This is a genomic window from Neorhizobium sp. PAMB6630 (assembly GCF_058242775.1).
This window is the reverse complement of the sequence record NZ_JBZAYV010000002.1, coordinates 981829-997198: the sequence shown is the minus strand read 5'-3', so window position 1 is coordinate 997198 and position 15370 is coordinate 981829. Positions and strand designations below refer to the sequence as shown.

General features: G+C 61.9%; 13 protein-coding genes. 2 read left to right on the top strand and 11 right to left on the bottom strand.

Going from position 1 to position 15370, the window contains the following annotated elements; all coding sequences use genetic code 11:
• Positions 1 to 64 precede the first annotated feature (64 nt).
• The 3 genes from AC4CWF_RS23315 to AC4CWF_RS23305 all read right to left on the bottom strand — a co-directional run bounded on the left by AC4CWF_RS23315 (position 65) and on the right by AC4CWF_RS23305 (position 2563).
• Entirely contained in the window at positions 65 to 865 is an 801-nt protein-coding gene (locus tag AC4CWF_RS23315) for an SDR family NAD(P)-dependent oxidoreductase (RefSeq protein ID WP_491285919.1), read from the bottom strand.
• A 137-nt stretch (positions 866 to 1002) separates the two neighbouring features.
• Positions 1003 to 2172: a zinc-dependent alcohol dehydrogenase gene (locus AC4CWF_RS23310; protein WP_491285917.1), complete on the bottom strand. Its 1170-nt coding sequence runs from the start codon at positions 2170 to 2172 to the stop codon at positions 1003 to 1005.
• A 121-nt stretch (positions 2173 to 2293) separates the two neighbouring features.
• Positions 2294 to 2563, bottom strand: coding sequence for a PilZ domain-containing protein (locus AC4CWF_RS23305; protein WP_491285915.1), 270 nt, complete (start codon positions 2561 to 2563; stop codon positions 2294 to 2296).
• A 190-nt stretch (positions 2564 to 2753) separates the two neighbouring features.
• On the opposite strand from AC4CWF_RS23305, the gene AC4CWF_RS23300 reads away from it, so the two are divergent.
• Positions 2754 to 3146 carry a response regulator gene (locus AC4CWF_RS23300; protein ID WP_491287771.1) on the top strand — a complete coding sequence of 131 codons (393 nt, stop codon included), beginning with the start codon at positions 2754 to 2756 and terminating at the stop codon, positions 3144 to 3146.
• 72 nt (positions 3147 to 3218) lie between these two features.
• On the opposite strand, the gene AC4CWF_RS23295 is transcribed toward AC4CWF_RS23300, so the two are convergent.
• The 8 genes from AC4CWF_RS23295 to AC4CWF_RS23260 form a co-directional block, all read right to left on the bottom strand.
• Positions 3219 to 4949: a M14 family metallopeptidase gene (locus AC4CWF_RS23295; RefSeq protein WP_491285914.1), complete on the bottom strand. Its 1731-nt coding sequence runs from the start codon at positions 4947 to 4949 to the stop codon at positions 3219 to 3221.
• A 5-nt stretch (positions 4950 to 4954) separates the two neighbouring features.
• Entirely contained in the window at positions 4955 to 5803 is an 849-nt protein-coding gene (locus AC4CWF_RS23290; RefSeq protein WP_491285913.1) for an ABC transporter permease, read from the bottom strand.
• Between the two features lie 5 nt (positions 5804 to 5808).
• Positions 5809 to 6732 (bottom strand): ABC transporter permease, encoded by a 924-nt coding sequence (locus AC4CWF_RS23285; RefSeq protein ID WP_491285912.1) that lies wholly within the window; start codon positions 6730 to 6732, stop codon positions 5809 to 5811.
• 70 nt (positions 6733 to 6802) lie between these two features.
• Complete coding sequence (locus AC4CWF_RS23280; protein ID WP_491285911.1) at positions 6803 to 8338, bottom strand: ABC transporter substrate-binding protein; 1536 nt, start codon at positions 8336 to 8338, stop codon at positions 6803 to 6805.
• Positions 8339 to 8381: 43 nt separating this feature from the next.
• Positions 8382 to 10208, bottom strand: a complete 1827-nt coding sequence (locus AC4CWF_RS23275) for an ABC transporter ATP-binding protein (protein ID WP_491285910.1) — start codon at positions 10206 to 10208, stop codon at positions 8382 to 8384.
• A complete protein-coding gene (locus AC4CWF_RS23270) occupies positions 10205 to 11980 on the bottom strand; it encodes an acetyl/propionyl/methylcrotonyl-CoA carboxylase subunit alpha (RefSeq protein WP_491285909.1) in 1776 nt (591 codons plus the stop codon). Before AC4CWF_RS23270 ends, AC4CWF_RS23275 begins: the two co-directional genes overlap by 4 nt.
• Positions 11977 to 13632, bottom strand: a complete 1656-nt coding sequence (gene pxpB / locus AC4CWF_RS23265) for a 5-oxoprolinase subunit PxpB (RefSeq protein WP_491285908.1) — start codon at positions 13630 to 13632, stop codon at positions 11977 to 11979. Before pxpB ends, AC4CWF_RS23270 begins: the two co-directional genes overlap by 4 nt.
• Entirely contained in the window at positions 13629 to 14396 is a 768-nt protein-coding gene (locus tag AC4CWF_RS23260; RefSeq protein WP_491285907.1) for a LamB/YcsF family protein, read from the bottom strand. The genes pxpB and AC4CWF_RS23260 overlap by 4 nt, the downstream gene beginning before the upstream one ends.
• 258 nt (positions 14397 to 14654) lie before the next feature.
• Between AC4CWF_RS23260 and AC4CWF_RS23255 the strand changes: the two genes are divergently transcribed.
• On the top strand, positions 14655 to 15341 hold the full coding sequence (locus AC4CWF_RS23255) for a GntR family transcriptional regulator (RefSeq protein ID WP_491285905.1): 687 nt from the start codon (positions 14655 to 14657) through the stop codon (positions 15339 to 15341).
• Positions 15342 to 15370 lie beyond the last annotated feature (29 nt).

Genomic DNA, 15370 nt, shown 5'->3' with positions numbered 1-15370 from the left:
GGGCTTAGCTTCGAGGCGAAGAATGTGCGGGGAGCTTTGCAACCAGCTCCCCGTTGTCTTGGCGTCAGCGTTTCTCTTCCAGCGGCTCTGCCATCTTGCGATGGGCCTTTGCGAGCGTTCCGGACGGCGTGACATTGGCAAGTGCCGATTGCAGCTTGTTCTTCCAGCCGGTTACCACGTCGCCTTCGCCGTCCAGCATTGCCTTGTAGCCGAGTTCGGCCACCATGGCCGGATCATCCTTCTTCATCTGGCCGAGGCGGGTATCCTGAAGTTCGGCGCGATCGAAGAACTCGGTATCGGTGGCACCGGGCATCAGACAGGTCACGGTCACGCCCGTATCCTTCAACTCCTCGCGCAGCGCAAAGGAGAAGCTGTTGATGAAGGCTTTCGTGCTGTTGTAGACGGCCTGGAAGCTGCCGGGCATGAAGCCGGCAATCGAGCCTGTGAGCAGGATGCGGCCCTCACCGCGCCGGCGCATGCGGTTGCCGATATCGTGGATGAGCGCGATCGTGCCGGAGACATTGGTATCGACAACGCGAAGTGCTGCCTGCAGATCCTCATCGAGAAAGCCCTTGCCGAGACCGGATCCGGCATTGGCCATCAGCAGATCGACGGGACCTCCGCCAGAGGCGAGAGTGGCCGAAAGTTCGCGCACACCATCGGGCGTTGCAAGATCCACTTCCAGCGCCTGGACACTGGTGCCGAACTCCTTCAGCCGTTGCGCCGCTTCGTGGATTTCAGCCTCGTCTGCGGCGATGACCAGATCATAACCATCGCGCGCGGCGCATTTGGCAAGCTCGTAACCGATGCCGCTTGAGGCGCCGGTGATGACGGCAAGGCCCTTGCCGGTTTCCACAGGGTTCATGGGATGTCCTCCGTCAGGACGGAAAGTCGCGCGCTGGCGAAGATTTTCCGCATGGGGTGTAGGGGGTAAATGGGATCGTTGGAGGCCGCCATTAATCGCGGCGGCCTCCCGTTCGTTCGGTTAAACGAGGCGTGCCATTACGGCTTCAGAACCACCTTGATGCAGCCGTCCTGCTTGTCGCGGAAGGTCTTGTAAAGCTCCGGGCCGTCTTCCAGCGTACCGCGATGGGTGATGACGAAGGAGGGATCGATCTGGCCTTCCACGATGCGTTGCATCAGATCCGGCAGGTAACGCTGCACCGGCGTCTGCGCCATCCGGAACGTGAGGCCGCGGTTGATGGCAGAGCCCATCGGCATCTTGTCGACGAAGCCGCCATACACGCCGACCACGGAGACGGTGCCGAAATTGCGGCAGCAATGCACGGCCTGACGCAGCACATGCGGACGATCCGTGCCCATGAAGGCGGCAACCTTGATACGGTCCCAGCGGCTGTCCCAGCTGGCGGAGGCATCGGCTTCGGTGCCGACGGCGTCGATACACGCATCGGCGCCGCGACCGCCGGTCAGCTCCATGATTTCCTCATAGATGTCGTCTTCGAGGAAATCGAGCGTCAAGGCGCCGGAGGCCTGCGCCATGGCAAGGCGTTCCGGCACGGTGTCGATGGCGATCACCCGTTCGGCGCCGAGCATGAAGGCGGATTTGATCGCCATCTGGCCCACCGGCCCGCAGCCCCAGATGGCAATCGTATCGCCCGGCTGGATGTTGCAGAATTCCGCGGCCATGTAGCCGGTCGGAAAGATGTCGGAGAGGAACAGCACCTGTTCATCGGTTAGCCCCTCCGGCACCTTGATCGGGCCAACATCGGCGTAGGGCACGCGCAGATATTCTGCCTGGCCGCCGGCATAACCGCCGAGAAGGTGCGAATAACCGAACAGGCCCGCCGGCGAATTGCCCCAGAGTTTGGACACCTTGTCTCGATCCGGGTTGGAACGCTCGCAGCCGGAAAAGAAACCGCGCTTGCAGAAGAAACACTCGCCGCAGGAAATGGTGAAAGGCACGACGACCCGGTCGCCAACCTTCAGCGCCTTGTTGTCCCGGCCCACTTCCACGACTTCGCCCATGGTTTCATGGCCCATCACGTCGCATTTGTGCATATCCGGCATCACGCCGTCATAAAGATGCAGGTCCGAGCCGCAGATGGCGCAGGCCGTGACCTTGATGATGGCATCACGGCCATCGAGGATCTTGGGATCATCGACGCTCTCGCAGCGAATATCGTGTTTTCCATGCCAGGTGAGTGCTTTCACGGCGGCGGTCTCCTTGCTTGTCTCAGGAGTGGGCCGAACCGGTCGCGGCAGGGATTGTTCCGATAAAGTCGGGCTGGGGTTGCGGCCTATCCTCCAAAGGGGGGCGGCCGGATCTATCGGGTCAGAGAAAATGCAAGCCGAGTTCGCGCAACTCGCGGCGGGCCACACGACATTCGCGGCGGCTGCCATCGGAAAACAGCAGCGTCAGGGTGTCTGGCACGGTCAGGGAGTTTTCCACGCTCACCCGGGCTCCAGTGGCTGAGATATCACGCATCAGGCCATTCATCGTGCTGCGCCCGGCATTAAAGGCAAGCCGAACCCCTTTTAGGACGCGCCGGCGTGGCGCGGGCATCTGGTCTTCCTGCATAGGGGGTCCGTTCGGGATCTGCATCGGCCATCTCTAACGCCGATGATTGGTCATGGCGACATCGATAGGAAATGAGGCTTTACCGAAGCTTAATCGGCCATTGTGGCCTGTTCCAGGCTGATGGAAATACACGCACAAACCCTTGAAATCGGGAGGTGCTGCCGCAGATATGCCCGCGGACGACGTGTTGCAGGAAAGTGAACTTCGCGTGGATATGCCCTCTCGCCATCCCCGGCCTTCCATCCTGGTGCTTGAAGACGACATGCTTCTTGCCATGGACATGGAAGACCACCTGGCAGACCGTGGTTATGTGATCAGCGGCCCTTACAGCCGCGTTGGTCAGGCCCTTGCCGATATTCCCCGGCTGAACCTCATCGGTGCCATCGTCGATCTCAACCTGAACGGCGAACTGTCCTTCCCGGTCATCGACTGTCTGAGGAAACACGGCATCCCCGTCATCGTGTGCAGTGGTTATGCGGAACTGCCGGAGTTGAAGGCACGGCTTGGCGCTGTGCCGCTTATGCCAAAGCCGTGGAACCCCGACGCGCTGGACGACATGATTGCGCAGACCTTCACCCGGGAAACGGGAAAACTGCGCCGAGGCTGAGACGACCGGCGACCCATTTGGCAAATTCGGCCGCCGCCTTGTGGCAGCGACGGCTGACGTGGTGTCATCCCTTCAGGCGGTCTTTTGCGCCCCGATCTCCTGCCAGGCCTCATAGGCTGACAGCACGGTTTCCATCTGTGCCTTATGGCCGGCGATGAAGGCATCGCCATAGATGGTTTCATCGGGATATTCGGTGATCAGCGTCATCGGCACCGTGTGGCGGTCATCAAGCGAAGACAGGCACGGAAAGCCGTTGATGATGCGAAAGCCGGTTTCGCCGGCATGGATCTCGTAAAGCGCGATCTGGCGGTCGTTATAGGCGAGAAGGCCGGGGATTTTGCCGAGATGCCGCGTGACGCGATCGAGCAGCGCTTCGGCGTGAGCTTCAAAATTCGGGTGGTGGCGCATGATGAGGAAAAAGCCTTTTGGCAGCGTCCACATGCCAAAACCGCGCGGCACATAACCCGACAGCGGGCGTGTCCATTCATGGCTTGGATAACCGTGCAGGTTGATGTGCAACTGCGCGCCGCTCAACTCCTGCGCCTTGAAGCGGATCTCTTTCTCATTAAGATGGACGCCTGAATTCTCCGGCGTGCGATATTCCAGATCATCGCCCAGCGCCGTGTAGCGGGAGGCGTGGTGCATGTGGCGGGGATTATCCTGCCGCAGGCGCTGGTGGATCGCATAACCATCGGGGTTTTCGAGCGGCGAGAGGGTGAAATGCGCGCCCTGCCTTTGCTTCAGTGCGGAGGCTGCCCGAAGCGCGCCGACAATACCGGTTGTCTCGTTCGGGTGCTGGCCGCCGCTGATCATGACCGGCAGGTCCGAACCCCTGACATAATGGGCAAAGAGGCGGCGTCCGGAGCGGGCGCGGGCCTCGAAAACCTCGCCGCCGATGGCGGAAAGTTCGGCGGCAATCTGGCGGGCAGCAAGCGGCTCCTGCGCCGTGTCGATTGTCTGGTCGGCGCCGTCAAGAAAGCCGGTTTCGAAGGCGCGCGTGGCGATACGCACCGACACCTCACCTTTGCTTTGCACGATTTCCGGCACGATCTGGCCGGGCTTTAAACCGCGATCACCGAGCGGACGGCCGGATTTCTTCTGGAAATATTCGAGCAAAGAAAAATAGAAATCCTCGTGCAGCGCCTCGCGCAGGCTCATCACCTCGTCGCCGAGCGGCAGCGGCTCATCTTCAGCGGGGTAGCTGACATGGATGTTCAGCTCTTCGAAATAAGGCTCTTCAGCCCCAAAGTCATGATCGGCCACGGCCTGGATGGCGGCTTCAAACAGCGCTTCGTAATCGGTTTCGAGCCGTATACCGTCTTCGCCTTGCCGCAACAGCCAGCCGGTGGGCGACAGGTTGGTTTCGCCGACGGCATCCATATGCACGCGGTTCGGGGCAAGCACCCGATGGGTCTCCCCGCTGCCGTCGCGACGAAGCGTCACGTCGTAGAACAGGTTCTCGTCGGTGCGTGGCAGAAAGGTGATCGCCGCTTTCCCCACCAACCCGGCCAGCGGATAGGCTTCCAGCCGGAAGCGGTTTTCCGGGGCGGCGGGATGGACGGGATAGCGGACCTCGATCTCACCGACGCCGACCAGATCGACCTCTTCGAGAAAGAAGCAGAGAAGCGGCTTGTAAGCGCTGCGGATGCGGGCGGTGATGCCCTTTTGCTTGAGTACCTCTTCGGCGGCCTTGCGGCTCTGACGGTCATCGAAGGTCCAGGCCTCGAATGTCTGCCCCGGCTTTGCCTCGGCCACCAGACGATCCAATGTCCGCTCGAAGGATTTTGCAAAGATCTCGGTCATGGGGTTTACCTCGTGGTTCTGCCGGTCGGGTCGAGGCTGTCACGCAGCCAGTCGCCGAGAAGGTTGAGGCCAAGCACCGTCATGAGGATGCCGAGACCCGGAAAGACGCTGACCCACCAGGCGATCTGCAGATAGGTGCGCCCGTCGGCCAGCATGCCGCCCCAGCTTGGAATGGTCGGATCGACGCCGAGGCCCAAAAAGGTCAGGCTGCTTTCGAGCAGGATATTGTTGGCGACATTCAGCGTCATCAGCACGATGACCGGGCCGATGAGGTTCGGCAGCAGGTGCTGGATGATGATGCGCCAGTCGGCAACGCCGATGGCACGCGCTGACAGGATGAATTCGCGTTCCCGCAGCGTCAGCACCGATCCGCGCACGAGGCGGGCATATTGCACCCATTGCGACACGATGAGCAGGATGATGGTGTTGGTGAGGCTGCCGCCGACAATGGCGATGAAGGTGATGGCAAGCAGAATGAACGGCATGGCGAGCTGGATATCGGCAAATCGCATCACCACCATATCCCAGAAGCCGCGATAATACCCGGCAATCAGCCCCATCAATACGCCAAAAATGACGGCGCCGATGACGGAGGTGAAGCCGACGAGCAGCGAGATCTTGCCGCCCGCCACGACGCGGGCCAGCACATCGCGCCCCAGCGGATCGGTGCCGAAGGGGTGGGCGGCGCTGGCGAACGGCTTTGCCAGCCGCGCCATCAGGTCAATCTTGTCTGCGCCGCCGGGAAACAGCACGTCGGAGAAGAGGACGGCAAGGCAAATGACGGTGGTGAGCGTGGCGCCAAGGATGAATTCGAGGCTTGCAAAACGCGAGCGGCGTGTGGTCGTGGTGGCCATGTCTATCACTCCGTCCGGATGCGCGGATCGACCAGCCCGTAGGCGATATCGACCAGAAGATTGATGCCGACGATCATCAGCGAGAGCACGGTGATGACGGCCTGCAGCACGGGGTAATCGCGGGCCGACACCGCATCGAAGGCAAGCGTGCCCATGCCCGGCCAGTTGAACACCCGCTCGATGACAACGATGCCGCCGAGGAGCCCGCCGAACTGCAGGCCGAAATAGGTGATGAGCGGAATGGCGCAGTTGCGCAGCGCGTGTTTGTAGAGAACCTTGGTTTCGCTCAAACCCTTGGCGCGCGCCACCATGACATATTGCGATTGCAGGGTTTCCAGCATGGAGGTGCGCACGAGGCGCACATTGGTGGCCGTGAGGATGACGCCCATGGTGATGGCCGGCATCACGTAGCTCGCAGCCCCGCCCATGCCGCTTGGCGGCAGCCAGCCAAGAGTGATGGCAAACAGCAGCACCAGCATGGTGGCGAGCCAGAAATTGGGAAATGACAGGCCGATAAGCGAAAAGATACGGATCGCCTGATCGGCGGCCTTGCCCTTGGCGGTGGCCGCCTTGATGCCGAGCGGAATGGAGAGAACGATCGAAACGGCCATGGAGATGAAGGCGAGCAGCAGCGTTGCCGGCAGCGCATTGCCGATAAGCAGGGAAACTGGCGTTCCGCCGGTAAAGCTCTTGCCGAAATCGAGCGTCACCATGCCTTTGAGGAAACTCAGGTACTGGACGAGAAATGGCTGGTCGGTACCGAGCGCTGCACGGATGCGCGCCAGATCTTCCTCCGTCATGCTGCCGCCGCCCTGGAACATCATCAGCGCGGGATCACCGGTCAGGCGGATGGCGAAGGAAACGATGAGCGTGATGGCAATGACGACGAAAATCGCCTGCAGCAATCGCTTGATAAGGAAACCGGCCACGTTTTTAGTCCTTGAGGATCGAGGAAGGCGGTGCCGCCGCAACAGGTTCGGCGGCACCGGATGTTTCAGGTTACTCGACGGTGACGTCGGTCAACTTCAGGCGGTTGTCCGGCGGTGCGACAAAACCCTTCACGCGCTTGGAAATGCCGTAGATCGACTTGGTGTTGTAGAGCGGCAGTTCCAGAGCCCGGTCGGCTGCATATTTGGCAACGTCCTTCAGGATCTTTTCCCGCTCTGCCCGGTCCGTCAGCGGGCGCTGCGATTCCAAGAGCTTGTCCAGCGTTTCGTCCTTGTCATAGGGGTTCCACTTCTCGCCGGAGTGGTACATGGAATAGGCCGTGTTATCGAAATCGAAGGTCCAGCCACCCCAGGCCTGCTGGAACATCGCGCCGGTCTTGCCCTGCGGGATGATGTCGTTCAGCAGCACGTTGGTTTCGTATGGCTTGATGGTGGCGGTGATGCCGACCATCTGCAGGTAGCTTGCGATAACCTGCGCCACTTCGTTCATCGTCGCGTCATTGCCGCGAATGTCGATCTGGACGGTCGCGCCCGGCTTTACGCCGGCTTCGGCAAGCAACTTCTTGGCGCCGGCCGGATCATAGGGCAGGCCTTTCAGGTCCTTGTCGTAGCCGAAGGACAGCGCGCCCTGGAAGCTGACGATTTCAGTGGCCTGGCCGGCGAGGATCGACTTGACGATGGTGGCGCGATCGACCGCCATGATGATGGCCTTGCGCACCTTCGGATCAGCCGTGATGCCATCGCGCGTGTTGAAGCGCAGCGCCGTGACCGTCGGGCCGGCAACGCTGACGATCTCAAGCTTGCTGTCGCCTTCGATGACCGGGATCATGCCGATCGGAATGGTCGGCGGGATGACGAGATCCACACGACCGGCTTGCAGTTCGGCAACGGCGGTCGCAGGCTCGGGGATGAAGCGATATTCCAGTTCCGAAAGCTTCGGCGCCCCGCCCCAGTAATCCGGGTTGGCTTCCAGCTTGATGTTGACCTTCGGCTGGTAGGACACGAACTTGAACGGGCCGGTGCCAACCGGGTTCGTGTTGAAATTGTCCTCGCCCTTTTCGGTGATGTATTTCGGCGGGACGATCATGGCGCCATAACCGGCAAGCTTGGTCAGTAGCACCGGATCGGGCGCCTTCAGCTTCATGTCGACCGTGTAGTCGTCGATCACCTCGACGCTGTCGATGGCTGTATAATTGGAACGCTGCGGACCCTTGGCGCCCTGTTCACCGAGCAGACGCTCGAAGGTGAACTTGACGGCCGCTGCATTAAAGGGCTCGCCATCGTGGAACTTGACGTTCTGGCGCAGCTTGAAGCGGATGCGCTTGCCGTTATCCAGTTCTTCCCAGCTTTCGGCAAGGCCGGGCACCAGCTTCAGGTCCGGGCCGCGATAGGTCAGGCCATCGAAGATGTTCGTGGAAACGGCAGCCCACTGCACGAGGAATGTGTCGATGGGGTCCCAGCTGCCCGGGTCCTGCGGGCTGGAGATGGTCATCTTGCCGGCAGCGGCTGCGGGGCCGGCGTAAAAGGCCGTGCCTGAAAGGGCAAGGGCGAGGAAACTTGCGGCAAGGCCGCGCTTCAGACTGTGCATATGCTGTTCCTTTTCGTAAGGCTTTGCGATTGTGTCGCAGTTTTCAGGCGCGTCTTGCGACGAAATGGCCTGTCTCGATTTCCTCGTGGAGGAGAATGGCGGGTTCTTCGCCCACCTTGTGGACGGGGTTCGGGATCTCTCCCTCGATGAGCGCGGTGCGCCGTGCCCGGGTCGGATCGGCAACCGGCACCGCCGACAGAAGGCGACGGGTATAATCGTGCTGCGGGGTCTCGAACACCTGGGCGCGGCTGCCCATTTCCATGATCTGGCCGAGATAGAGAACGGCAACGCGGTGGCTGATCTCTTCCACCACCGCCATGTCATGGCTGATGAAAAGATAGGCGAGCCCGCGTTCGGCCTGCAGATCCATGAAGAGCGCGATGATCTGCGCCTGGATCGACACGTCGAGCGCCGACAGCGCCTCATCGGCGATGATCAGCTTCGGGTCACCGGCCAGCGCGCGCGCAATGGCGACGCGCTGGCGCTGGCCGCCGGAAAATTCGTGCGGATAACGATCGGCATGGGCAGACGTCAGGCCGACCCGTTCCAGAAGCTCATCGACCCGCCGGCGCACGTCCTTGCCGGAAAGGATGGCATGGGTGTTGATCGGCTCGGCAATCGAAAAACCGACGGTCTTTCGCGGATCGAGCGAAGCAAACGGGTCCTGAAAGATATACTGCACGTCGCGGCGCAGGCGAAACCGTTCGGCCGCAGACATGGTGGAGAGCGGCTTGCCCTGAAACGCGATGTCGCCGGAGCGGCTTTTCTGCAATTGCTGAATGGTGCGCCCAATGGTGGATTTGCCCGAACCGCTTTCGCCGACCAGCGCCAGCGTTTCGCCCGGATGGATATCGAAGCTGACCTTGGAAACAGCGTTCAACCGATGCGTAACTGTGCCGAACAGTGTACGGCGGATGTCGAAGGTGACCGAGAGATCCTTCACCGTCAGCAGCGGCTTTTCGTCGTAACGGGCGGTATCCTGCACCCGCTCCTCGCCGACGAGTACAGGCGCGCCGTCTTGCAGCACCGTGAGCGGCATGCGCTTGGGAAACGGCTCGCCCGCCATGCTGCCAAGGCGCGGTACTGCGGCCAGAAGCGTGCGCGTATAGGGATGCTGCGGATTGGCAAATATGTCTGCGACAGGGCCTTCCTCGACCTTTTTGCCCTTCCACATCACCACCACGTCATCGGCCATTTCCGCCACCACGCCCATGTCATGGGTGATGAAGATCATGCCCATGCCCAGCTCCTTTTGCAGGTCGCGCAGGATGGTGAGGATCTGGGCCTGGATGGTGACGTCGAGGGCCGTCGTGGGCTCGTCGGCAATGAGAAGTTTCGGCCGGCAGGCGAGCGCCATGGCAATCATCACCCGCTGGCGCATGCCGCCGGAAAGCTGGTGTGGATAACGCTTCAGGAGTGCTGCTGAATCCGGCAGGCGCACCATGTCGAGCAGGCGGCGCGCCTCGGCGGTGGCCTCGGCCTTGCTCATCTTTTCATGCAGCAGCAGCACTTCACAGATCTGGTCGCCGATGGTGAAGACCGGGTTGAGCGAGGTCATCGGCTCCTGGAAGATCATGGCGATCTCCTTGCCGCGGATGCTTCGCATCGCCTTTTGCGAGAGGGTAAGCAGATCCTGTCCGCCGAACCGGATGTGCCCTTGCGCAAATTGTGCGCCCATCATGTCGGCAAGCCGCATGACGGAGAGCGAGGTGACGGATTTGCCCGAGCCGGATTCGCCGACGACGGCGACCGTGCGGCCAGCTGCCACGGAAAAGGAGAGATCATCCACCACCCGGTTGCCGGAAAATTCGACGCTGAGGTTTTCAATCGCAATCAGCGGCGTCGCTGTGGTCGCATTCGTCGGTGTCATGTCAGCGCCTCCGGCTGAACGTCAGCCACGGGGGTGGAAGAGGAATTGGCCGGCCGGATATGGCCAAGAACGGCGCCGGCCTGCTGGAAGGAACCGGCCTCTGCGGCAATGGCCAGGATGCCCGCACGCGGAGCAGAAACGGCGGTTTCCATCTTCATGGCGTCCATCATGGCAACCACGGTTCCCTTTTCCACGGCGGCACCATCGGCCACGGTCCAGTGAACGAGGTTGCCGGGGACGGGTGCGAGAAGCGCTGTGTCATCCGTCTCAGCCGGTGCGGGCTTTGACGCAGATACAATGCCGCCTCCCCCGAGACGTTCCAGAAAGCTGACGGGCAGACGAAGCGACACGCGCTTGCCATCGATCTCGACATGGCCGGACAACATGCCTTCGCCGTCGTCAGGTTCGGGCCGATGCTGGGCTTCCAGTTCGCCGGCAAAATCGGTCTCGATCCAGCGGGTGTGGACGTTGAAGTCAGGGCCGGCAAAATCCGGATGCGCCAGCACTGCGCGGTGGAAGGGCAGAACGGAGGGCACGCCGTCGATCTGAAATTCCGCCATGGCGCGGCGCGCACGGGCAATCGCACGGTCACGATCCGGCGCCCACACGATGAGTTTGGCGACCAGCGAATCAAACATCGGCGCAACATCCGAGCCGCTTGTGACACCGGTATCGAGCCGCACGCCGGGGCCGGAGGGTGGCGCGAAGGTTTTGATCTTTCCGGCGAATGGCAAAAAACCGCGGGCAGGGTCTTCGATATTGATGCGAAACTCGATGGCGTGGCCGCGCGGTTCCGGCATTTGCGTGATCGAGAGGGCTTCGCCTTCGGCAATACGGAACTGTTCGATGACGAGATCGAGCCCGGTCGTTTCCTCGCTGACGGGATGTTCCACCTGAAGGCGCGTGTTGACCTCCAGGAAGGAAATGACGCCATCGACGCTGAGCAGGAATTCCACCGTACCGGCACCGACATAACCGGCCGCCGCACAGATATCGCGCGCGGCGGTGTGGATGACGGTGCGCTGCGCGTCCGAGAGGAAGGGCGCCGGGGCTTCCTCGACGAGTTTCTGGTTGCGGCGCTGGAGGGAGCAATCGCGCGTGCCGACGACCAGAACATTGCCGTGCCGGTCTGCCAGAACCTGCGCCTCGATATGGCGCGGGCGGTCGAGGAACTGTTCGACATAACATTCGCCGCGCCCGAAGGCCGCGACGGCCTCGCGGGTGGCGGAATTAAACAGGTCTTCCACCTCGTCCAGATGGCGGGCAATCTTCATACCGCGCCCGCCGCCGCCATGGGCCGCCTTGATGGCAATCGGCAGGCCGAATTTTCTGGCAAAGGCCAGCGCGTCGGCTGAATTGGAAATCGCCCCATCGCTGCCAGCCACCAGTGGCGCGCCGACCTTGCGGGCAATGTCGCGCGCCTTCAGCTTGTCGCCGAGTGCTTCGATGACCTCAGCGTCCGGTCCGATCCAGGTGAGGCCGGCGGCGATGACAGCGCTTGCAAATGCGGCATTCTCCGACAGGAAACCATAACCCGGATGCACCGCATCGGCGCCGGAGCGTTTTGCAATCGCGATCAGCTTGTCGATGTCGAGATAGCTGTCTTTCGGGATGTTGCCGCCGAGCGCATAGGCCTCGTCGGCCAGCGTGACGAAAAGCGCATCGGCATCGGCGTCAGCATAAACGGCAACACTTGCCAGCCCGTAATCGCAGCAGGCCCGGATGACGCGTACGGCGATTTCACCGCGATTGGCAATCAGCACCTTTTTCATAGGCTGTTTCCTGACATGAGGTGCGGGGTAAACGGCATCAGCGCATTGAACCGGATGCGTGCGCCGACAGGCACCTGCCCCGCAAGATCGAGATGATGGGACGCGACATTACCGATGACGGGGTAACCGCCGGTCAGCGGATGATCGACCAGAAAGAGCACCGGCTGGCCGCTGGCCGGCACCTGGATGGCGCCGCGAATGGTGGCTTCGCTCGGCAGTTCGCCGGGGATTTCACGTTCCAGCGCCTCGCCCTGAAGCCTTATGCCGACGCGACTCGATTGCGCCGACACCGTCCATTCCTCCGACAGGAAGCGAGCGACGGAGCCTTGCGTGAACCAGTCGGTGCGCGGCCCAAGCACGATATCGAGCGTCACGGTTTCATCGGCACGCGGCATGGTAAAGGCTGGCGTTTCACCAAGAGTGACGAACGCTCCGGCCGGGGCGTCGGCAATGCCAATCACGTCGCCCACCTTCAACGGCTGAGGGCCGATCTGCGCCAGCATGTCGGTTGCGCAGCTTCCGAGAACGGGCGTGATATCAAATCCGCCGCGCACCGAGAGATAGGCGCGCATGCCTGATGACGCGATGGAGAGGGTGACGGTATCGCCATCCTCCACGGCAAAGGCCTGATGGTGCGGAGGCTCGATGCGTTTGCCGGACGTGGTGGTGATTGTGATCTGAACACGCGCGCCGGTGACCGCCATGACGCCTTGCCCACGCATTGCCAGCGAAAAGCCGCCGAGCGTGATTTCGAGCGTCGCCGCATCAGGCGCATTGCCGACGAGGCGGTTTGCCGCCGCAAGGCTTTCGCGGTCGGCAGCGCCCGAGCGGCTGATGCCCTGCGACACAAGCCCTTGCCGCCCGAGATCCTGAAACAGAACCGGAAGGCCGACTGTTAGAATTTCCACGGCGTTTTTCGAAGGTTTTGCCGCACGCGGCGTGTGTTTCGAAAACGAGGCGGCGTTGGCGCCAGCCTGAATGGTATAGGCGCCGTCTTTTGCTATGTCGAAAAAGCGTACGCGCTGGCCGGGCTGCAGCAGCGAGGCCGGCTTGCGTTCGATATCGAACATGGCAAGCGGCGTGGTGCCGATCAGCTGCCAGCCGCCGGGGCTGGCTTTCGGATAAACACCGCTGAAGGCGCCGGCAAGGCCGACGGAACCGGCCGGCACCAGCGTGCGCGGCGATTGTCGGCGCGGCACGGCAAGGCGCGGATCGCCTTCGGCCAGATAGGCAAAACCCGGCGCAAAACCGGTGAAGGCCACAAGATAATCATGGCCCGTATGGAGCCTCACGACATCTTCGCGCGACATTTTTATAAGCTCTGCGACGGCCAAGAGATCCTCGCCGTCATACCGCACGGGGATTTGGATGCATTCGCCCGCTCGATCAGAAGTCTGCGCGGTGTCGAGCCCGCGGAGGGCCAGCGTCAGCGTTTCGAGCGACAGCACGGCTGGATCGAAATCGATCATGACAGTGCGGGCCGCCGGAATGATTTCGCGGATGCCGGCAAGATCTGCGTGGCAAAGTGCATCGTAAAGCGCCAGCGTCTGTTTGAGATCGGCAAGCTCCAGCAGCACGCAACCGGTCCGCATCGGCAGGATGCGCCAGTCTCGCGGGCTTTCTGCTGTTTCGGGAGCCGGGCGCGTGCTCATGCGGCATCCGTAAAGGCAGCGATGGTGATGCCGGCTTCGTGGAGGCGCAGCCGCAGGCGGCGCGCCATTTCCACGGCACCTGGGCTATCGCCATGCACGCAGATGCTGTCCGCCTTGATCCGGGTGGGTTTGCCGTCGATGGAGGTGATGACGCCTTCGCGCACCAGCTTTACCATACGCTCCGCGACCTCTTCCGCATCGTGCAGCACGGCACCCGGTTCGCGACGCGAGAGAAGTTGACCATCGGCGGTATAGGCGCGGTCGGCAAAGGCTTCGGCAACAACGCGAAGGCCGGCGGCTTGTGCCTGCTCCACCAACGGCGAACCGGCAAGCGCCATCAGCACCAGTTCCGGGTCCACCGCCTGGATGGCGGTGATCACGTCTGCCGCCTGGCGGGCGTCAAAGGCAATGGTGTTATAAAGCGCGCCGTGCGGCTTCACGTAGGTGACGCTTGTGCCGGCAGCACGCGCAAGGCCTTTCAGCGCGCCGATCTGGTAGATCACGTCGCCCACCAGTTCCTCGCTCGAGGGATCCATGTTGCGGCGGCCAAAGCCTGCGAGATCGCGGTATCCGACATGGGCGCCGACGGCGACGTTTCGCGCGGCGGCAGCAGACAGCGTCTTCAGGATGCCGGCCGGATCGCCCGCATGAAAACCGCAGGCGACATTGGCGCTCGTCACCACATCGAGCATGGCGGCATCGTCACCCATTTTCCAGGGGCCAAAACTTTCGCCGAGATCACTGTTGAGATCGATTGCCCGCATGAAAAAGCCATTCCCCGCCCTGAACTGGTGAGGAGGCTACCAAAGGTGGACAATTGAGTCTAGAGTGTTGAACAATATTTACACATTGCCCTACAGTTGGTCAGATGCCGTGTTATTGTGCAGTGCATCAGAATGCGGGAGTGCGAGCCTTTCCTGTTGATGTTGCAGCGCATCTGCGCCTAAGGCAGTGTGGAAACAGTGCGTCGACCGTCAACGGTTCGGCGCGGCAGGGGCGGTGCCCGGACAGATCGAGACCCGATGAAGATTTTGAACGAAACAGGCGAGGCTCCATCGGCTTCCAGCCAGACGCTGGCGGAAACGGTGGCGGACCGCATTCGCGAACAGGTGGTCTCCGGCCGCCTGACACCCGGCAGCCACCTGTCGGAACTGGCGCTCAGCGAAGAGATGCACGTCTCGCGCAACACGCTGCGCGAAGTGTTTCGCATGCTGACCAAAGAGGGCCTGTTGCGCCACGAGGCCAATCGCGGCGTTTTTGTCGCCACGCCCAGCATGTCCACCATTATGGATATCTACAGGGTGCGCCGCATGATCGAATGTCCGGCGCTTGCGCAGGCGCATCCCAGCCACCCGAGCGCCCGAAAGATGCGCGCCGCCGTGGAAGCCGCCCACCAGTGCCGCAGCACGCGCGACTGGCTCGGCGTCGGCAGCGCCGACATCGCCTTTCACGCCGCCGTGGTGGAACTGGCAGACAGTCCGCGTCTCTCTGCCTTCTTCTTCGAAGTATCGCTGGAACTGCGCCTAGTCTTCGGCCTGCTGCGCGACCCCGAGTTCCTGCACGCCCCCTTCATCGACCAGAACCTGAAGATCCTCACCGAGTTCGAGGAAGGCAAACCGGCAAAGGCGGCAGACACGATGGAAACCTATTTGAACCTGGCCGAACGTTTTATCATGAGCGCCTATGGCCGACTGCCGGTGAAGCCATGATGTGGGCCTGAGGCCGCGGTTCCGCCTTC